Source organism: Denitrobaculum tricleocarpae, from assembly GCF_007004665.1.
Taxonomy (GTDB): Bacteria; Pseudomonadota; Alphaproteobacteria; order Kiloniellales; family Kiloniellaceae; genus Denitrobaculum; species Denitrobaculum tricleocarpae.
The window spans coordinates 164,084-183,111 of the sequence record NZ_ML660053.1; the positions used below are offsets into that span (position 1 = coordinate 164,084).

The following is a 19,028-nucleotide window of genomic DNA, read 5'->3' on the forward strand; positions in this document are numbered from 1 at the left end:
CCACACTAGCGTTTGGCGGGAACGACGTCCACGCGATCGGGAGATCCGCTGGTTGTTTTGTTGCCCAGCGCCCGGACTTGCATGCGTGCGGGGCGCACACCCTTACCGATCAGAAAAGCTCTGACGGCCATGGCGCGCGAAAGCGAGAGGCGGCGGGCCTGGGTTGCGTCGATGTCGGCCTGTCCGGCGTAAGCAAAGAGCTGAACTTCGCTTGATTCGTCTTCAAGCATGGCTTGCGCGACGGATTCCAGAGCCGATTGTGCCGGTCCGCTCAACCCGGCTTCGGTGGAATTAAAGAGAACCTGAACCTCGCTGACCTGTGTCCCGGTATCACCGCGCGATGCGGTTTGGGTGGAAGGCGTCGCGGGCGCCGCGTCGTTTGCTTGCAATTGTGGTGCTGCAGGCTGCGGTGCCGGCGTTGCTGCTGCCGGTGCCGGAGCTGTCACAGTTGACGCCGCCGGCGCCTGGGCAATGGCCGAAGGTGTGACGGGGGGCGGTGGAGGGGGCGTCAGGGCTGAGGTGGTATCCTCAAGCGCAGGTGCCTTTGCCACAGACGCCGTTTTTGGCGCTGCAGGCTCAGGTGCGGCTTTGGGCGCCAACTTCGGTGGGGGCGGTGCAGCGGCAATCGCAGGTGTGGAGGGCACCGTCTTTGGAGGCGGAGGCGGGGCCACGTTTGCCTGTTTTACGGGAGCCGCCGGTTTAGGCGCAGCGGTGGCCGGAGCCGCTTTTTGCTCCGCTTCAGGCGCCTTGGCCTGCGCGATTGTCTGTGGCGGCAGCGGAACTGGTTTCGCCGCGGGGGTCTTTGGAACCGCAGGTCTGCTGGCGGTGGTTTTCGTTTGAGCCGGTGCGGCTGGCGCCTGTTGCGAGATATCTGGCGGTAAGGGAACCAGGAGGCGAGATTCGGCCTTTGCGCCAGCGCTTGCAGTTGAGGAAACCTGACTTGACGTGGTTTGCGTGGCCGCGCCCGCGACATTGCGGGCCGGTGCCGTTCCATTGGACGAGAGGGCGGTTCCGCTGCCCGAGCCGGTTCCGGAATCGATGATTGTTACACGGCTTCTCGGGAAGCTGGGTGGCGGAAACAGAAGGGTGCTAGGGCGAGTGACATATTGCCCGGCTTGCTGGGTGCTGCTGCCGGAGCCTCCGATAATGACGGTGCCACCCGAGGCATAGCCGCCCTGGTTATAGCCGCCTGCGCCATAGCCGGGTTGCGCCGGAAAGCCGCCGCCCTGGTATCCGCCTTGAGACCCATAAGGCAGGACCGGCACACCCTGCTGACTCATACCATCCAGAAGTGCCTCGTTGACAAATACGCCTGAGTCAGCACCCAGCAGTGCCGACTGAGCCAGCGCGGGTACGCTTGCCGATGACAAGAGGGCTGCCATGCAGAGGCCACAGATGTACGGCGCGATCCCATGCCGGTTCTTCGCTTGCGAGACTTTCGAATCGGAAAGTGCGCCGCGCGCCTCTGAAGAAGACGGTGTCGTCACAATTCCGGTTCGGTACGTTTGTCCTGTCATTCGTTCCCCACCGAGAGATTCCCTATGTGAATCCGGGCGCTAGCTTAAGCTCCTGCAGGCGTGCCGACAACTGCTTTAGGAATTGCGGTTTTGGCGGCAGTCAACAGGTGCGAACTTACTCTCTAAACAAGAGATGATAACATCCTGTTAACCCTGTCCAGCGCCTGGGTGTCACATCGTCCACTCACTATGCCGTGCCTTGGCCGGGATATGTCGTGCAGCGTCAGCTGTCTCTCGCGGCCCGCAGCGCTTTAACCAGGGAGGGATGCAGTTCCAGATTGGCGGCGAGAATGCTGTCGCCATCCAGTTTGAAGGCCGTGCCTTTGATCGTCGTGACCTGTCCGCCGGATTCGCGAACCAGCAGGACACCTGCGGCGATATCCCATGGGGAGAGTTCACGCTCCCAAAAACCGTCAAAGCGGCCTGCGGCAACGTAAGCCAGATCGAGCGCTGCGGAGCCCATGCGGCGAATGCCTGCCGTGCTGGCCGTGATGGCGTCAACTTCCTTGAGGAATATGGGACGGTCGCCATGACCCAGGAAGGGGGCCCCGGTGCCGATGAGTGCGCTGTTCAAAGCCGAGCGTCCGGAGACCCTGATGCGGCGGTCATTCAAAAAGGCGCCAGCGCCTTTTTCTGCCGTGAACATCTCGTCCTTGATGGGATCGTAGACAACCGCGGCAACAAGCTCGCCACGCTCTTCAAGGGCGATGGAGACCGCAAAGTGAGGCAGGCCATGCAGGAAGTTGGTGGTGCCGTCGAGCGGGTCGACGATCCAGCGGCGCCCATGCTCATCCGTGCCTTTGACCTCCGCGCCTTCTTCCGTGAGAAAGCCGTATTCTGGCCGTGCGTTTCCCAGCTCCTCGCGCAGCGTCTTATCCGCCTTCAGGTCGGCGGTCGAGACGAAGTCCGCCGGGCCCTTTCTCGACACCTGCAGGTTTTCGACTTCGCCGAAATCGCGCTTAAGGCCCCGTGAGGCCTTGATGGCCGCGCGGGTCATGACGGTGATGAGTGGGGAGCGAGAGGCCATGATTGGGATTCCGGATACTACGTCGGGCGTTGGACTAAACTTTGGCAGATGCATTGGCGCATCAACCCTTTGCGCGCTCCACGTAGCTGGAATCGGCCGTATTCACGACCACACGCGTGCCGGATTCGATGTGCGGCGGCACCATGATCTTGACCCCGTTCTCCAGTGTCGCCGGTTTGTAGGATGACGAGGCCGTCTGTCCCTTGACCACCGGATCCGCCTCGGCGATCTCCGCGACGATGGTGTCAGGCAGCATGACTGAAATCGGCTCTTCTTCATAGGATTCGATCGTCACCGTCATGCCGTCCTGAAGAAAGATCACGGGCTCGCCGACCAGGTCGCTATGCAGCATCACCTGTTCGTAGGTTTCGTTGTCCATGAAGGTCAGCATCTCGCCATCTGCGAAGAGGAACTGATACTCCTTCTGGTCGAGGCGGACCCGATCGACATCCTCACTGGCGCGGAAACGCTCATTCAGTTTGGTGCCGTCACGGATATCCTTCAACTCGACCTGCAGGTAAGCGCCGCCTTTGCCGGGCTGCGTATGCTGAATCTTGGTCGCGCGCCAGAGACGGTTCTTGTGTTCAATGACGTTTCCGGGGCGGATGGCATTGCCATTAATCTTCATGATCGTCTATCCAGTTTTTGGCCGTTTCCAGCCACGTTTTGAGATCTGTCTGCGCCTTACCGCGTTGAATCCAGCGCGCAAGAGCCGGGGTCGAACATCCCCAACGCCTGAGGACAATCCAGGACGGAAACGCAGGTATGGGGCGAAAAGCGGGCGGAAGCTAGCAGTTCGCCCTCGCTCAAGCAATGGGATGCTCGCGATTACCGGCAAAAGGGCTCTTTAGCTGGGTTTCCAGCCGCTGATATCGGGTTCATGAGGGCGGCATCGGCGCACTAGGATGATCTGGTGGGCTAGATGCGGATCAGCTAGGTTGGGCACTATGGAGAAGATACTGGTCAGCGCTTGCCTTCTGGGCAAGCCCGTTCGTTATGACGGCGGCGATAAAGCCGTCGCGAGCGAAATTCTGGCCGTCTGGCAGGCCCAGGGCCGCGTGATCGGGCTTTGCCCGGAGGTCGAGGCGGGCCTGCCTGTGCCCCGGCCGCCAGCTGAAATTGAACGCGGTGGCTCTGCCGACGCGGTTCTGGCGGGCAGAGCGCAGGTCGTCGAAGACAACGGGAGAGACATCAGCGATGCCTTTGTTGCCGGGGCCCGCAGGGCCCTCGTCACCGCGCAGAGACATGCTTGCCGATATGCGCTTCTGACCGATGGCAGCCCGTCATGCGGTTCGAGCTTTATCTATGACGGCAGCTTCACTGGTGTCAGGCGCGATGGCATCGGCGTCGTGACGGCGCTTCTGAGACAGAACGGCATTGAGGTGTTCAGCCAGGATCAGATCGGTGATCTGGCCAAGCGAGTGGAAGCCAATACCTGACGGAACACGCATTGAGCGGAGAGTCAGGCCAGCGTCTTAGCAAGGCTTTTAAGTGTTGCGACCGCCTGATCCTCGTCAGACCAGGCGCCAGTGCCCAGAGCGACAAAATCCGCGCCGGACGTAGCCAGTTTGATAGCATCGTCCGCATCAATTGCATCCATGGCCACGCAAGGCGTTTCGATCATGAGCTGCCACCACTCCAACACAGCTTCGAGCGTTGGCGCGGCCTCATCCGCGGCATCGTGATCACCATTGTCGATCTTTTCCAGGCTCTGGCGTCTGAAGGCGACGTAATCGGCACCTTGCTCGGCGGCTTCCATGGCCAGATGGCGCGACATGCCGCAGTCGACTCCGACAATGGCATCATTGCCGAGGAGTTTCCGCGCACCGCGATAGGCTTTGGGGTTGAGCAAATGCACGCCATCGCAGCCGGTTTCTCTCGCGAGGCCTGCATCGCCCTCCAGAACCACGGCAACCCCGAGATCCTGCGCAATGGGACGCAAAAGATCGATGCTTTGGCGCTGGGTGACGTTGTCCGCAGTGCCGCAAGGCAGCAGCAGGCAGTCGACGGCACCAGTTTCGAGAACATCGGTCAGGACCTTGGCAAAGGCGCTGGCGGGGCGTGCGGGCGATCCGAGATCGGCCGGAGCAACGAGATAAAGGCGGCAGGTCATATGCTGCTCATAGAGGAGCTTCGCAGTGAATTCAATCGCTTCCGTTCGCCAGCCATTCGCGGCAGCGCGCAGTAGGATCGGTAACGCCTAAAAGGTCGAGGCCTTCCGGGCGCTCCGTGACGATCACGGCCCCTTGCTTGTCTGCGATATCCGTCAGTTTGCTGAGGGTCTCCGGCGGGCCCGTGAAACAAACGTCGGTCAGGCCATGGCGTAGAGCCGCGAGGACAATCCCGGGTGCATCGCCGCAATCCAACACTGCGGTGATCTCTATGGTCTTGGCGCCCGGCACTGCTTCCCGCGCTTGCTCTACCACAGAGAGGAACCACGCCGGCCCGCTCTGCATGCCCGCGTCGGGTGCAGAAAGCAACGTGAGGTCCTTTGACAGATCGGCTGCGCTGGTCAGCGCTGCGCAGGCCTGTTCGAAAGAGTGGATAATGATGACGGGACGCTGCATGGCGTAATTCTAGCGCAATCGTGGGATCAAAGAAAAAGCGGGGCGCCCGGCACCCCGCTTTTCTTTTGCCTGGACGAATGTCCGCGTGCGCTAAAGCAGTTTACCCATGGCAATCGCGGTGTCGCTCATGCGGTTCGAGAAGCCCCACTCGTTGTCGTACCAGGCCATGACACGGACGAACTTGCCGTCGACGACCTGAGTTTCGGCAAGGTCGAAGGTGGAGCTGGCCGGGTTATGGTTGAAGTCTGTGGAGACCAGCGGCTTATCGTTGACCGTCAGGACACCCGCCAGCTTTCCGGCCGCTGCCGAGGAGATGGCGGCGTTGACTTCATCGATCGAGGTCTCCTTCTTGGGGGTGAAGGTCAGATCGATCAGGCTGACGTTCGGTGTCGGGACACGGACCGAGGTGCCGTCCAACTTGCCTTTGAGTTCCGGCAGAACCAGCCCGACGGCGCGGGCGGCACCGGTAGAAGTCGGGATCATGGAGACTGAAGCCGCACGGGCACGGGCGAGATCCTTATGCAGGGTGTCGACGGTGCGCTGATCGCCGGTAAAAGAGTGGATCGTGGTCATGAAGCCACGCTCGATCCCGACCGTCTCATTCAGCACGTAGGCGACGGGGGCGAGACAGTTGGTGGTGCAGGATGCGTTCGAGACCACGGTGTGCTCTGCGGTCAGCTGGTCGCTGTTAACGCCGTAGACCACGGTCAGATCGGCGTTGGTGCAGGGGGCGGAGACCAGCACGCGCTTTGCACCTGCATCCAGGTGTTTCGCGGCTGCGTCCCGGGTGGCGAAGATACCCGTGCACTCCATAACGATATCAACATCCATATCACCCCAGGGCAGGGCGGCAGGATCACGCTCGGACAGGACTTTGATGGACTTGCCGTCCACGATAATGCTGTCTTCGGTGGCGCTGACTTCGCCGGGATAGATACCGTGAACGGAATCGTACTTCAGCAGATGTGCGTTATCGGCAGGGGAGCCCAGGTCGTTGATTGCAACGAACTCCAGGTCGCTGCGCTTTGATTCCATGGCGGCGCGAAACACCAGGCGGCCGATCCGTCCAAATCCGTTAATTGCTACCTTCAATGCCATCGTAGACTTCCCTTTCATTCAACGTTCGACGCCTACGATCGGTCTGATCCGGCGTCGCTGGTAAACCGTAATTTCCGGCCATCGGGAGCGCATGGCGCTATGGCCGCTTTGTCTTGTCGACAGGCTTGCCCGCGAGTGGCTTTAGAGTCGCGCCTTTACGTTCTCAACCACGGCTTCCGGTGTGATCTTGAAGTGCGCGAAGAGATCGCCTGCCGGCGCCGAAGCGCCGAAGCCCTGCATGCCGACAAAGCCGCCGTCCGATCCGATCCAGCGTTCCCAGCCGAAGGGGAGGGCAGCCTCGATGGCGATCCGGAGACTGTCCGGGCCAAGGACTTCGTCCCGGTAACCCTGGCTTTGCGCTGCGAAAAGTTCCCAGCAGGGAATGGAGACGACCGCCGCCGAAATCCCGTCGGCCGCCAGCATTTCTTGAGCCTTGAGCGCCAGCTCGACTTCAGAGCCCGAGGCGATCAGGGTGGCCTGACGCTCGCCTTCGGCGGGGGAAAGAATGTAGGCACCATGGCCTGAGAGGTTTTCGCTCACGTCTTTGCGGACGCTGGGCAGGCCCTGTCGGGTCAGGGCGATCACCGAGGGCGCATCGCTGCTTTGGAGTGCCAGCTCCCAGCACTCAGCCGTTTCGATCGCATCGGCAGGCCGGAAAACCTGAAGGCCGGGAATGGCGCGCAAGGCGGCCAGGTGTTCGACGGGCTGGTGGGTCGGACCGTCTTCGCCCAGACCGATGGAGTCGTGGGTCATGACATAGACGACCCGCTGCTGCATCAGCGCCGAAAGACGGATCGAGGGCCGGCAGTAATCCGTAAAGACCAGGAAGGTGCCGCCGTAGGGCAGAACACCGCCGTGCAGCGCCATGCCGTTCATGGCCGCGGCCATGCCGTGTTCCCGGACGCCGTAGTAAATGTAATCGCCGGAGAAGTTGTCGCGGGTGACCGGCTTCTGGCTCGCAGCTTTTGTATTGTTAGATCCGGTCAGATCGGCGGAGCCGCCGATCAATTCTGGAATGGCCTCCGCGAGCACATCCAGAGCCTTCTGGGAAGAAACCCGGGTTGCCAGTTTCGGCTGCTCCTCGGCCAGTTTCTCTTTATAGGCCCGAAAGCTGTCCTGCCAGTCCGCAGGCAGGTCTCCGGCCATGCGCCGCTCGAGCTCTGCACGATCCGCCGCGTCGAGGCCGGCCATCCGCTGGTCCCAGGCTGCCGAGGCTTCCGCACCCGCGGCGCCGGTGGCTTGCCAGGCGGCGCGCACGTCATCGGGAATTTCAAAGGCGGCGTGCGGCCATCCGAGGGCTTCGCGCGTTGCCGTGATCTCATCCACGCCCAAGGGGGCGCCGTGGGCGGAGTTTTTGCCTGCTTTGTTCGGCGAACCAAAACCGATCGCAGTCTTGCAGGCGATCATGGCGGGTCTGCTACTGGCTTTTGCCGCTGCGATCGCTGCGGCGATGGCCTCCGGATCATGCCCGTCGGCTGTAAAGCAGTCCCAGCCGCTGGCTTCGAATCGTTTGGCCTGATCGTCTGAGACCGAGAGTGAAGTCGGACCGTCGATCGAAATACCGTTGTCGTCGAAGAGCACGATCAGTTTGCTGAGACCCAGATGCCCGGCCAGCGAGATCGCTTCGTGACTGATGCCCTCCATCAGGCAACCGTCGCCGGCAATCACGTAAGTATGATGGTCGACCGCCGCGTCGCCGAAGCGCGCATTCAGCAGGCGTTCGGCCAGCGCCATACCAACCGCATTGGCGAGGCCCTGACCCAAGGGGCCGGTGGTGGTTTCGATGCCGGGGGCATGACCGACCTCGGGGTGGCCGGCGGTCAGACTGCCGAGCTGGCGGAAGTTCTTCAGCTGATCGAGCGTCATTTCCGGGTAGTCGGTCAGATGCAGCAATGAATAGAGCAGCATGGAACCGTGACCGGCAGACAATACGAAACGGTCCCGGTCGGCCCAGTCCGGCCGCGCTGGGTCGAATTTCAGAAACTGGCTGTAGAGAACGGTCGCGACGTCGGCCATGCCCATCGGCATGCCCGGGTGACCGGAATTGGCCTGCTGCACGGCGTCCATGGAGAGGGCGCGGAGCGCATTGGCCATATCTTTGTGATTGGCTGCAAGGTCACCTTTCGAGCCCGAAGAACCCGACTGCAATGTGTTCATTAATGTATCCACCGTCATGGGGGAGAGCCATTCTCCAGCCGCCGGAAACGCACTGGACGCTGGGCTCCTGACCAAATTTGCGCGCAACATGCCGCCGCGCCCCGGCAAGGTCAACCAGCATGTCATCCCGCGGCGTGATTCAGCTGTTGGAGGAGTATGGGGATGGATACCCGACATCGCGCTGCGAAATATGAAGGAAAGCCCCCAAGTCTCGGGAATCCCGTAAAAATCCAATTTGCCGTTTTGTGATATTGCAGTGTCTTCATGCCCAGTGGCGGTTGACCATGACAGCATCGCGCGCATATGCTGCCGGGCATTGTTAATGAATCTGATCTCTCAGCAAGACTCGGGCGCGCAAACTCTCATGATTTTCCAGTGATACGCCAATGACACGATTAAATGAAGCTACTGAGAGACTTAAGTCCGCTCTCGATCGCCTCGACCAGGCGGTTGAAAGCCGGGCGAAGGCGCGTTCCAACGGTGAGGGTGCGTCGGACGACGCCGAGTTGCGCGCGGCGCTGGCGGCGGCGCGAGAGGAAAACGAGAACCTGCAGAACCTTGCCGGCGAGGTTTCCAGCCGGTTGGATTCTACGATTGCACGTCTCAAATCGGTGATGGAAGTTTAGGCCTTGGCACAGGTAAATGTTACGATAAACGGCCGTCACTATGACGTTGCCTGCGACGATGGTCAGGAAGAACACCTGATGAAACTGGCGGCATTCGTCGATGACAGAGTCGCCGTTTTAAAGCAGAGCGTTGGCAGCCTCAGCGAATCGCATCTCATGATGATGGCGTCTCTGATGATTGCGGATGAGCTTGATGAAGCCCTGATTCAGCTCGAGGAAGTCCAGGAGGGCGCCGCAAGCCCCAAGCCTTCGGACCATGAAGGCACGGCGACAGGCCCGAATCCGCTTGAGGAAAAGGCCGCGAATGCCCTGGAAGCCTGTGCTTCCCGGCTGGAATCTATTGCGACCCGCCTTGAAGGGGCTTAAATAGCTCCTTTTTAGACTTATGTAGTTGGTGCTGCGAGGTGCGTCAGGCCACCCGATCCCTGGGGCCAATACCGAACCTCTAGGGAGCTGTCCCTGCCGGAGCCGTGGTTCCGGTATATGGCGCCCACCTGCTTGGCAGGCCACAGAGGATGATCGTTGCCAACGGCCATCGCGGCACCACTCTCTAATGTCGGGACTCCCCGGACAAAGGCGCGAGACACAATGATCGATGCTGATACCGTCTCGCTTGATACGCGCAAGCAGGCGCTGCGGAAGGACGCCAAGACGCGGCGTTCTCTTGCCTTTTCGTCTCAGACAGCTGCGCCGACCGCCATACGCGACCGCTTGCTCTCCAGTTTTGATTTCACTGCCGGCATGGTGATTTCAGGCTATTGGCCGCTTGCGGACGAGCTTGACTTGCGGCCGTCACTCGAGGCGTTTCACGAGCGCGGATGCCGGGTCGTCCTGCCCGCCATGACGGGCAGAGACAGGCCATTGGTATTTCGCGACTGGACACCGGGCGACACTCTGGTGCCGGCAGGTTTTGGTACGTTGGAGCCGGCCGGTTCACAGAAGGCCCGGCCGCCGGACGTGCTGCTGGTGCCTTTGCTGGCATTCGACCGTCAGGGTTATCGCCTGGGATATGGGGGCGGATTCTACGATCGCTCTCTGGCCGACCTGCGCGCCGCTCAGGCCGTTATGGCAGTGGGAGTTGCGTTTTCCGCCCTGGAGGTCGAGGCTGTGCCCCGCGATGCCAACGATCAGCCACTCGACTGGATCGTGACCGAGCGCGAAGTTTTGGAATTCGAAAGATGAGGCCATGAGACTACTTTTTTGCGGCGATATTGTCGGCAGGCCGGGGCGGGATGCTCTGGCGGAGCATCTGCCGCGCGTGCGTCGCGAACTGGAGCCGGATTTCATTGTCGTGAACGGCGAGAACGCGGCGAGCGGCTTCGGGATTACGGAAAAGATCTGCAACAGCCTTTTCGAAATGGGCGTTGACGTCATTACGGGCGGCAACCACTCCTGGGACCAGCGGGAGATGCTGACCCACATCAATCGCGAGACGCGTCTGCTGCGCCCGCAGAACTTTCCCGCGGGCACGCCCGGGCGCGGCGCCGCCGTTTTCGAGGCCACGCGCGGCCGCAAGGTTCTGGTCCTGAACGTGATGGCCCGTCTCTTCATGGACCCGCTCGACGATCCCTTTGCGACGGTCCAGCGCGAGCTGGAACGTCATCGTCTCGGCGCCACGGTGCACGCCATTCTTCTGGATTTCCATGGTGAAGCCACCAGTGAGAAGATGGCAATGGGGCACTTTGTCGACGGAAAGGTAAGTCTTTGCGTCGGCACCCATACGCATGTCCCGACGGCAGATGCGATGATCCTGCCCGGCGGGACCGCCTATCAGACCGACGCGGGTATGTGCGGTGCTTACGACTCGGTCATCGGAATGGATAAGGCGGTGCCGCTCGCGCGCTTCACGCGGAAGCTTCCCACAGAGCGCTTGTCCGTTGCGACAGGGGAGGGGTCTTTAAGTGCCGTGCTGGTGGAGACCGACGATGCGACAGGCCTGGCCAAACGGATTGAACCCGTGCGCCTGGGCGGACGTTTGCCGGAGGCGCTCCCGGTTCTCGGGGCCGCTTAGAGGGTTTTGCTGATCCGGAGTTCAGGACTTTGGAGGCTCAGGACTTTGGCGCTTGGGCCAGGAAGCGCGTGATTTCCTCTTCGACCATTTCGGTCTGCTCGGTCGCCTCTTCGGCGATATCCGCCGCACCGACCGCAGCTTTAAGACTGCTTTCCTCTGCGGCATCCAGCATGGCGTCGAACGCCGAGAGACTGGACTGCTGAACGAAATCATGGACCATCTCGGCGGCTTTCACGCTGCGCCGGGCGAAATTCGCCTTGTCCGTCCCGCCGTCGGTGACGACGCTCAGCTCTGGAATGTTAATCGACAACGCCATTGCTCGACCCTTTTTTCCGACCCGCCCCGGAGGTGACCTGAGGTGCGGTTGGATCTCGAGGTGCACTTCACAGTGAAACGCACCCGAAAACTTTCGCGTCAGTCTGTCGGAAAAGCGTTAAGCTGCGGTTAATCCCGGCACTCCGGCCAGACGGCTTTGCTCCGCGCGCTTCGACGCGCGAATCCTATCTGTTTAGTGCACGACTCTGTGTAAAAAACGGGATAGCAAAGAGGGCATTTCAGAGGCTTTTGAAGCAAAATCCCCGCTTTTGTTGCCCGATGGTCCCGATTGCCCTTCAGAGGGCTTCAGATTGCGGCGAATACCTGCTAGAAGGCGCCCTATTGTCGCCATATTGCGGGAATATTTCTTGCGGCTGTTACCCCGCACTTCCACACGATACGGTCGGCATCTTCGTTGTTTGCATCATCATTTAGGATTCGTGGTCATGGCGGGCCATTCCAAGTTTAAGAACATCATGCACCGTAAGGGTGCACAGGACAAAAAGCGCGCGAAAGTGTTCGCGCGTTTAATCCGTGAAATCACGGTCGCCGCGAAGTCGGGGCTGCCAGAACCGGACAAAAACCCCCGGCTGCGTTCCGCGGTGATTGCCGCCCGTGCAGCCAATATGCCCAAGGACAATGTCGATCGCGCGATCAAGCGCGTCGCGCTGGGCGAAGACGATTCGAGCTACGAAGAAGTGCGCTATGAGGGCTACGGCCCGGGCGGTGTCGCCCTGATCGTAGAGGCCATGACCGACAACCGGAACCGCACAGCCTCCGAAGTCCGGGCTGCTTTCAACAAGTACGGCGGCAGTCTCGGTGAGACCAACTCGGTGTCTTTCATGTTCGACCATGTCGGGCTGCTTCAATATGCCGCCGGCACGGCATCGGCAGACGAAATGTTCGAAACCGCGGTCGAAGCCGGCGCAAGCAATGTTGAATCTTCTGACGAAGGGCACGAGGTGACCTGCGACCCGGATGATTTCTCGAGTGTGCGCGACAGCCTGATGGAGTCCTACGGTGATCCGGAGGAGGCCTATCTGGCTTGGAAGCCTCAGACCATGACGCCGCTGGATGAGGACAAGGCCCAGACCATGCTGAAGCTGCTCGATGCTTTGGACGACAGCGACGACGTGCAGCGGGTCTCCGCCAACTTCGAAGTGGCCGATGACGTTCTTGCGCGTCTGACTGCATGATGCGGCGGCAAAGGGAGGTCTGAACGAGTTTATGCGAGTCGTCGGACTGGATCCCGGATTGCGCCACATGGGCTGGGGCATTATCGAGGCGGAAGGCCACAGCCTCCGTCATATCGCCAATGGCGTCATCAAATCGACCCAGTCGAAAGACCTGGCGCAGCGCCTGGTGGAGCTGCACGATGGGCTGAGTCAGATTTTGACCGACTTCGAACCGCAGGAAGCGGCGGTTGAGGTTACGCTGGCCAATAAGAACCCGTCATCGACCCTGAAACTGGGGATGGCGCGCGGCATCGCATTGGTGACGCCCGCGCTGGCCGGTTTGCCGGTCGGAGAGTATCTGCCCATGATCGTCAAAAAGGCCGTGGTCGGAACCGGTCATGCGACCAAGGACCAGGTCGGTATGATGATTGGCCGGTTGCTGCCGGGCTGTGAAATCGCGTCCGCGGACTCTGCGGATGCGCTTGCGGTTGCTATCTGTCACGCGCACCAGATTGCGACGCGGCGGAAATGGACCGCTGGCCAAGAAGACCCGCTTTCCGGCGGCCGGTCTTCAGGTCCGAAGCCTGCGGCTAAGATCGGCCGCAAATCTGACGTGATAGGACGGGCCGACGTGATTGGGCGCGCGCGATGATCGGCAAGTTGACAGGTAAACTCGATAGCAGTGGCGACGACTGGGCCATGATCGATGTCGGCGGTGTGGGCTACGTCGTATTCTGTTCCGGGCGCACGCTTTCCCGGCTTCCGCTCGCGGGTGAGACCGCGAGTGTTCTGATCGAGACTCATGTACGGGAAGACCACATCCACCTTTATGGCTTCATCGACCAGGGGGAACGGGATTGGTACCGCCTTCTGAGCACGGTGCAGGGTGTCGGCGCGAAAATGGCGCTGTCCATCCTCTCTACACTTGGGCCGGAAGAACTGCTGCAGGCCATCGCCGCGCAGGACAAAACTTCGCTGACACGGGCCAGTGGCGTCGGTCCAAAGATCGCGGGGCGCATTGCCTCTGAACTCAAAGAGAAGGCCGGAGGCATTGCCCTGGGGAACATGGCCGCGGATCTGGCCGGAACAAACGCGCCGTCGGCGGTTGCCGCTGCCGGCGGTTTGTCGGAGGACGCGATTTCAGCCTTGGTCAATCTCGGCTACCGCCGCGCCGACGCTTTTGGGGCTGTCGGCAAAGCTATGCACGAACTGGGCAAGGATGCGCCGGTTGAGTCCTTAATCCGGATTGGCCTCAGGGAGCTGTCGTCATGACCGACGAGCGGATTATAGCTCCTGACTTTTCGCAGGGCGATACGCCCGAGCAAAGCTTGCGCCCCTTATCGCTGGCAGACTTTGTCGGGCAAAAGAAACTGAGGTCAAACCTCAGCGTCTTCATCGAGGCGGCGCGCGGCCGGGGCGATGCACTGGACCACGTCCTGTTTTTCGGTCCTCCAGGGCTGGGTAAAACCACACTCTCGCAAGTGGTGGCCCGTGAGATGGGGGTCGGCTTTCGCGCAACCTCCGGTCCGGTCATTGCCAAGGCTGGCGATCTGGCCGCCATTCTGACCAATCTGCAGCCGCACGACGTCCTCTTTATTGATGAGATCCATCGCCTCTCGCCCGCCGTTGAGGAAATTCTCTATCCTGCGATGGAGGACTTTCAACTCGACCTGATTATCGGCGAAGGTCCGGCCGCCCGTTCGGTCCGTATCGACCTGCCGCCCTTTACACTGGTTGGCGCGACGACACGCTCAGGCCTGATCACGACACCCTTACGCGAACGCTTCGGGATTCCCCTGCGTCTGCAGTTCTACGAACCTGACGAGCTGGAACGGATCGTCTCGCGCGGCGCCGGTATTCTGGGCATCGACATGTCGAGCGACGGAGCGCTGGAGATTGCCCGGCGTTCGCGCGGGACGCCGCGCGTCGCGGGACGCCTCCTGCGCCGGGTTCGCGATTTTGCCGCGGTTGACGGCGCGGCCACGATTGACGCGAAAGCGGCTGACGCGGCCCTGCGCCGGCTGGATATCGACGAGCGCGGTTTGGATTCCATGGACCGCCGGTATCTGCGCAACATCGCGGAGAATTATAGCGGCGGTCCCGTCGGCGTGGAGACCATGGCGGCGGCGCTTTCGGAACAGCGCGATGTCCTGGAAGATGTGATCGAGCCCTACCTTATTCAGCAAGGACTCCTGCAGCGCACGCCACGGGGACGGGTTTTGGCTTCAGCGGGCTACAGCTATCTTGGGCTCGAGGTGCCGGCGACGCTTAGTTCGCAGTTCGATCTTCTGGCCGGAAACGGGAGCCCCGGGGATACGGAGGAGCTGCCGTGACCGCGCTGCCGGAGACTCTTCCCTCAATTGAAACGGGCCAGTCGAGTCCGTCCGGCGGATACATCGCAGGTGCCGAATTCCGCCTGCCGATGCGTGTCTACTATGAGGACACGGACGCGGGTGGGATTGTCTACCACGCGAACTACCTGAAGTTTGCCGAGCGTGCACGTACGGAAATGCTTCGGATCGCCGGCGTTAACCAAACAGACATCCGTAATGACTATGACCTTGTGTTCGCCGTACGGAGTTGCGCGATCGAGTATTTAAGACCGGCAACGCTGGACGACAGTCTCGAAGTGCGCTCCCGCGTCGTGCGCATGGGCGGAGCGTCCGTTGAAATCCTGCAGGATGTCTGGCGAGACGACCTCTGCCTCGCCAAGTTGAAAATCAGGATCGCCTGCCTGCGTGGCGAAGGCCCGGGCGGCTCCGGAATGCGTCCCGGACGCATTCCGGAGCCGGTGCAGGTTGCCCTGAAACGATTTGAGAGTGGAAATATGACAACCTCGGTTGGGGGAAGTTGATGGAAAACGAAACGGTAGAAGCGGTCGGACTGGCCGGATCCGTTGCACATGACCTGACGGTATGGGGCTTGTTCTTGCAGGCCGACATCGTCGTGAAGATCGTGATGGTCATGCTCCTTGTCGCCTCGGTCTGGTCCTGGGCGATCATCTTCGAAAAGACGCTGAAGATGCGCCGGCTGCGCAGCCTTGCGGAGCAGTTCGAGGAGGCTTTCTGGTCTGGTGGATCCCTGGACGATCTCTACGACCGAATCGATAAGCGCCCACCGGACCCGATGTCTTCGCTTTTCGTTTCCGCCATGCGCGAGTGGCGCCGCTCCAGCTCCAAAGGGCTTGGCGTGAGTGATCAGACCCGCCTCAGTCTCCAGCAGCGCATTGAGCGTGTCATGGATATCTCGCTGGGGCGCGAGATGGAACGGCTTGAGCGGCACATGATCTTCCTCGCGTCCGTCGGTGCGTCCGCGCCTTTCATCGGACTGTTCGGGACCGTCTGGGGCATCATGAATGCCTTCACGTCGATTGCTGCCTCCAAGAATACAAGTCTGGCCGTGGTTGCCCCCGGTATTGCGGAAGCGCTCTTCGCGACAGCCCTGGGTTTGGTGGCCGCGATTCCCGCGGTCATCGCCTACAACAAGATCTCGACGGATCTTGGTCGTTACGGTGGCCGCCTCGAAGCTTTCGCCGGTGAGTTTGGCGCTATCCTCTCGCGGCAACTCGAGGAGAAACCCTAGCCATGGCAGGTCAGATGCAGGGCCCGGGCCAGGGCGGCCGGGGCTGGAGATCGCGCCGGTATCAGCCTTTGAGCGACATTAATGTGACGCCCTTCGTCGATGTAATGCTCGTGCTGCTGATCGTCTTCATGGTCACGGCGCCGCTATTGACCGTAGGCGTGCCGGTCGATTTGCCAAAGGCGAAGGCTCAGACTCTTTCGGATCCTGATGAGCCTCTGGTCGTATCGGTCAACGCGCAAGGGGCTCTGTTCGTCCAGGACACGGAGGTCGAGATCGGTAATCTGGTGCCGCGTCTGGTCGCAATCACAGAGAACAAGCCCGATACCCGGATCTTCGTGCGGGGCGACCGCAGCATCGACTACGGCCGGGTGATGGAAGTCATGTCGACCGTGAACTCGGCGGGCTTCACACGTGTCGCGCTGATTGCGGAATTGCCGAGCGGGACTTCGCCGGCTGAACCGGCGGCAGACTCCCCCGACGACACGGAAAGCCGCTAGGAGCATTACGAGCGGGTATGCGCAACGGGACCATCTTTTCGATCCTCTTCCACGCGGTTGTGATTACCGCGCTGGCTGTTGGTCTACCGACGTTTGTGTCGCCTTTGCCGCCCATTACAAATGTGCCGGTTGAGCTGGTCACGCTTGCTGAGTTGGAAGCTGCAAGCGAGAAGCAGCCTGACCCGGAGCCGGAGCCGGTTGCTGAAGAGGAAGCGCCAGAGCCTGAGCCGGAGAAGCAAGAGACGCCGCCGCCGCCGGATCCCAAACCCACGCCCGCACCAGTTCCGGAGCCTGAGCCCGTTCGTGAACCAGAGCCGGAACCAGAACCAGAACCCGAACCAGAACCCGAACCGGAGCCCGAGCCTGAACCGGAGCCCGAGCCGGAACCAGAGCCAGAGCCGAAACCAGAGCCTGAGCCCGAGCCCGAGCCCGAAGTTCAGTCAAAGCCGGTGCCGCCGAAACCTCGGTCAAAGCCAAAGATCAACCTCGCTCAAAACGAGCCGCCAAAGGAAGAGAAGCCTGAAGAGCCGCCCGCGGATGCTCTGACGTCTATCTTGCGCAACGTCGAGAAGCTGAAAAAGCAACCGGCGCAAAAGGCGCAGACCGCGACGGCGCCCGAGGTTGCCGAGCAGGCCCGGCCGCAGCAACAGGTCAGCCGGATAGCGCAAGAGGGAATTGCCCGTGCTATCCGCCAGCAGATTCAACGTTGCTGGCGCCTGGACCCGGGCGCGCAGCAGGCGGAGGATCTCGTTGTCGAGATCCGGATTACGCTTCGGCGCGACGGCACTCTGGTTTCAGCCGACGTCGTCAACCTCACGAGAATGTTTGGCGATGCGTACTTTCGAAGCGCTGCGGAAAACGCGCGGCGTGCTATACAAGCTTGCAGCCCTTACAAGTTGCCTGTGAGCGAGTATGAAGTTTGGCGTGTGATCAATCTGAAGTTCGATCCAAGAGAGATGTTTGGCACATGATGAAGAACCGACTTTCCTCGACCCGCCTGTTCGCCGCGCTGGCGATCTTCTCCACCATCACGGCCGTGATGTTGGCGCAGGGGCAACCCGCACGGGCGCAGCTCAACGTAGACATCACGCAAGGCTTCGTGGAGCCCTTGCCGATCGCCGTCTCAGATTTCTACGGCGCGACGCCCGAAGAACAGCTGATCGGTCACGATGTGGCCGAAGTGGTGGCTGCGGATCTGGAGCGTTCGGGTTTGTTCCGGCCGATCGATAAAGGTGCGTTCATTCAGGATCCTGCGGCCTTGAGAAATGTGCCGCGGTTCGGTGACTGGCGTGTGATCAACGCGCAGGCGCTGGTCAGCGGGACGGCAGAGCTGCAGGAGGACGGCCGCCTGCGGGTCGAGTTCCGGCTCTGGGACGTCTTTGGAGAGGGACAGTTGACGGCCTTCGCTTACACGGTGCCGCCATCAATCTGGCGCCGTGTCGCGCACATCATTGCCGACAATGTCTACAAGCGGCTGACCGGTGAAGAAGGCTACTTCGATTCGCGGATCGTTTACATTGCGGAGAGCGGTCCACAGAATCGGCGTCAGAAGCGACTGGCCATCATGGATCAGGACGGTTTCAATCATCAATTCCTGACCGACGGGAGCAACCTCGTCCTGACGCCGCGTTTCTCGCCGTCGCTGCAGGAGATAACTTATCTGGCCTACGTCAATCGTGTGCCGCGCGTCTATCTTCTCAATCTGAATACCGGACAGCAGGAAGTTCTGGGTGACTTCCCGGGCATGACCTTTGCTCCGCGCTTCTCACCTGACGGCAATGCCGTGGTGATGAGCCTCGCGCAGCAGGGCAACACCGAAATCTATCGAATGGATCTCAGGACCCGACAGGTCACACGTTTAACACGGCACCCTGCGATCGACACGTCGCCGTCTTATTCGCCCGATTCGCGGCAAATTGTTTTCAATTCCGACCGTGGCGGCTCACAACAGCTTTATGTAATGAACGCTGATGGCTCCGGTGTGCAGAGAATTTCCTTCAACCAAGGACGCTATGCGACTCCGGTCTGGTCGCCGCGCGGCGATCTGATTGCCTTCACACGAATGAGCGGCGGCACTTTTTATATAGGTGTTATGCGGCCTGACGGCAGTGGTGAACGAATGCTTGCCGAGGGCTTCCTGGTTGAGGGTCCAACCTGGGCGCCAAACGGTCGTGTGTTGTCGTTCTATCGCCAGATGCCAGCGGACGCGCGGGGAAAACAGGTTACCAAACTCTTTACGATCGATCTTACCGGTTTCAACGAGCGCGAAGTTGCGACACCGATTGACGGTTCCGACCCAGCGTGGTCCCCCTTGATTCAATAGGTTGTGGCCGGTATATTACGTGGAACTTTACCGGTAGTTAACCGGTGATGGGGGATGTATTCTTTCTAAGGGGGCCTCAATGAAGACCGGTAGCAGGCCTGACCTTGTTCATAGGATTCCGGGGATGTCTCGA

General features: G+C 60.8%; 22 protein-coding genes and 1 other RNA gene. 15 read left to right on the forward strand and 8 right to left on the reverse strand.

Features of this window, described 5'->3' with window-relative positions:
• Window positions 1-5 precede the first annotated feature (5 nt).
• From FKG95_RS05600 to efp, 3 genes are all read right to left on the reverse strand, one after another.
• On the reverse strand, window positions 6-1,517 hold the full coding sequence (locus FKG95_RS05600) for an OmpA family protein (RefSeq protein WP_142895354.1): 1,512 nt from the start codon (window positions 1,515-1,517) through the stop codon (window positions 6-8).
• Window positions 1,518-1,740: 223 nt separating this feature from the next.
• A complete protein-coding gene (locus tag FKG95_RS05605) occupies window positions 1,741-2,544 on the reverse strand; it encodes an inositol monophosphatase family protein (protein WP_142895355.1) in 804 nt (267 codons plus the stop codon).
• Between the two features lie 61 nt (window positions 2,545-2,605).
• Window positions 2,606-3,172: an elongation factor P gene (gene efp, locus FKG95_RS05610; protein ID WP_142895356.1), complete on the reverse strand. Its 567-nt coding sequence runs from the start codon at window positions 3,170-3,172 to the stop codon at window positions 2,606-2,608.
• A gap of 319 nt (window positions 3,173-3,491) precedes the next feature.
• On the opposite strand from efp, the gene FKG95_RS05615 reads away from it, so the two are divergent.
• Window positions 3,492-3,983 carry a 2-thiouracil desulfurase family protein gene (locus FKG95_RS05615; protein ID WP_142895357.1) on the forward strand — a complete coding sequence of 164 codons (492 nt, stop codon included), beginning with the start codon at window positions 3,492-3,494 and terminating at the stop codon, window positions 3,981-3,983.
• A 23-nt stretch (window positions 3,984-4,006) separates the two neighbouring features.
• Here the strand turns inward: FKG95_RS05615 and FKG95_RS05620 are convergent, their stop codons facing one another.
• From FKG95_RS05620 to tkt, 4 genes are all read right to left on the reverse strand, one after another.
• Complete coding sequence (locus tag FKG95_RS05620; RefSeq protein ID WP_142895358.1) at window positions 4,007-4,657, reverse strand: thiamine phosphate synthase; 651 nt, start codon at window positions 4,655-4,657, stop codon at window positions 4,007-4,009.
• Between the two features lie 31 nt (window positions 4,658-4,688).
• Window positions 4,689-5,111 carry a hypothetical protein gene (locus tag FKG95_RS05625; RefSeq protein WP_142895359.1) on the reverse strand — a complete coding sequence of 141 codons (423 nt, stop codon included), beginning with the start codon at window positions 5,109-5,111 and terminating at the stop codon, window positions 4,689-4,691.
• Window positions 5,112-5,201: 90 nt separating this feature from the next.
• Entirely contained in the window at window positions 5,202-6,209 is a 1,008-nt protein-coding gene (gap, locus tag FKG95_RS05630) for a type I glyceraldehyde-3-phosphate dehydrogenase (RefSeq protein ID WP_142895360.1), read from the reverse strand.
• 141 nt (window positions 6,210-6,350) lie between these two features.
• Window positions 6,351-8,366 (reverse strand): transketolase, encoded by a 2,016-nt coding sequence (tkt, locus tag FKG95_RS05635; RefSeq protein ID WP_218940079.1) that lies wholly within the window; start codon window positions 8,364-8,366, stop codon window positions 6,351-6,353.
• Window positions 8,367-8,752: 386 nt separating this feature from the next.
• On the opposite strand from tkt, the gene FKG95_RS05640 reads away from it, so the two are divergent.
• From FKG95_RS05640 to FKG95_RS05660, 5 genes are all read left to right on the forward strand, one after another.
• On the forward strand, window positions 8,753-8,992 hold the full coding sequence (locus FKG95_RS05640; RefSeq protein WP_142895362.1) for a DUF4164 family protein: 240 nt from the start codon (window positions 8,753-8,755) through the stop codon (window positions 8,990-8,992).
• Window positions 8,993-8,995: 3 nt separating this feature from the next.
• Window positions 8,996-9,358, forward strand: a complete 363-nt coding sequence (locus FKG95_RS05645) for a cell division protein ZapA (protein WP_142895363.1) — start codon at window positions 8,996-8,998, stop codon at window positions 9,356-9,358.
• A gap of 25 nt (window positions 9,359-9,383) precedes the next feature.
• Window positions 9,384-9,540: non-coding RNA, 6S RNA (ssrS, locus tag FKG95_RS05650), on the forward strand.
• A gap of 40 nt (window positions 9,541-9,580) precedes the next feature.
• Window positions 9,581-10,174: a 5-formyltetrahydrofolate cyclo-ligase gene (locus FKG95_RS05655; protein WP_142895364.1), complete on the forward strand. Its 594-nt coding sequence runs from the start codon at window positions 9,581-9,583 to the stop codon at window positions 10,172-10,174.
• Between the two features lie 4 nt (window positions 10,175-10,178).
• The gene (locus FKG95_RS05660) at window positions 10,179-11,003 is read left to right on the forward strand and encodes a TIGR00282 family metallophosphoesterase (RefSeq protein WP_142895365.1); all 825 of its coding nucleotides are present in this window, start codon (window positions 10,179-10,181) and stop codon (window positions 11,001-11,003) included.
• A gap of 37 nt (window positions 11,004-11,040) precedes the next feature.
• Here FKG95_RS05660 and FKG95_RS05665 read toward each other — a convergent pair whose 3' ends face one another.
• Window positions 11,041-11,319 (reverse strand): hypothetical protein, encoded by a 279-nt coding sequence (locus FKG95_RS05665; protein WP_142895366.1) that lies wholly within the window; start codon window positions 11,317-11,319, stop codon window positions 11,041-11,043.
• A gap of 445 nt (window positions 11,320-11,764) precedes the next feature.
• On the opposite strand from FKG95_RS05665, the gene FKG95_RS05670 reads away from it, so the two are divergent.
• Genes FKG95_RS05670 through tolB form a run of 9 tightly spaced genes read left to right on the forward strand, consistent with a single transcriptional unit; the run spans window position 11,765 to window position 18,895 of the window.
• Complete coding sequence (locus FKG95_RS05670; protein ID WP_142895367.1) at window positions 11,765-12,514, forward strand: YebC/PmpR family DNA-binding transcriptional regulator; 750 nt, start codon at window positions 11,765-11,767, stop codon at window positions 12,512-12,514.
• Between the two features lie 31 nt (window positions 12,515-12,545).
• A complete protein-coding gene (gene ruvC / locus FKG95_RS05675; protein ID WP_142895368.1) occupies window positions 12,546-13,145 on the forward strand; it encodes a crossover junction endodeoxyribonuclease RuvC in 600 nt (199 codons plus the stop codon).
• Window positions 13,142-13,765, forward strand: coding sequence for a Holliday junction branch migration protein RuvA (gene ruvA / locus FKG95_RS05680; protein ID WP_142895369.1), 624 nt, complete (start codon window positions 13,142-13,144; stop codon window positions 13,763-13,765). The genes ruvC and ruvA overlap by 4 nt, the downstream gene beginning before the upstream one ends.
• Complete coding sequence (gene ruvB / locus FKG95_RS05685; protein ID WP_142895370.1) at window positions 13,762-14,826, forward strand: Holliday junction branch migration DNA helicase RuvB; 1,065 nt, start codon at window positions 13,762-13,764, stop codon at window positions 14,824-14,826. Before ruvA ends, ruvB begins: the two co-directional genes overlap by 4 nt.
• Window positions 14,823-15,347 (forward strand): tol-pal system-associated acyl-CoA thioesterase, encoded by a 525-nt coding sequence (gene ybgC / locus FKG95_RS05690; RefSeq protein ID WP_246116699.1) that lies wholly within the window; start codon window positions 14,823-14,825, stop codon window positions 15,345-15,347. The genes ruvB and ybgC overlap by 4 nt, the downstream gene beginning before the upstream one ends.
• Window positions 15,347-16,075 (forward strand): protein TolQ, encoded by a 729-nt coding sequence (tolQ, locus tag FKG95_RS05695; RefSeq protein WP_142895371.1) that lies wholly within the window; start codon window positions 15,347-15,349, stop codon window positions 16,073-16,075. The genes ybgC and tolQ overlap by 1 nt, the downstream gene beginning before the upstream one ends.
• A gap of 2 nt (window positions 16,076-16,077) precedes the next feature.
• A complete protein-coding gene (tolR, locus tag FKG95_RS05700; protein WP_142895372.1) occupies window positions 16,078-16,572 on the forward strand; it encodes a protein TolR in 495 nt (164 codons plus the stop codon).
• 17 nt (window positions 16,573-16,589) lie between these two features.
• Window positions 16,590-17,543 (forward strand): cell envelope integrity TolA family protein, encoded by a 954-nt coding sequence (locus tag FKG95_RS05705; RefSeq protein WP_142895373.1) that lies wholly within the window; start codon window positions 16,590-16,592, stop codon window positions 17,541-17,543.
• Window positions 17,540-18,895: a Tol-Pal system beta propeller repeat protein TolB gene (tolB, locus tag FKG95_RS05710; protein ID WP_246116700.1), complete on the forward strand. Its 1,356-nt coding sequence runs from the start codon at window positions 17,540-17,542 to the stop codon at window positions 18,893-18,895. The genes FKG95_RS05705 and tolB overlap by 4 nt, the downstream gene beginning before the upstream one ends.
• The last annotated feature ends 133 nt before the right edge of the window (window positions 18,896-19,028 follow it).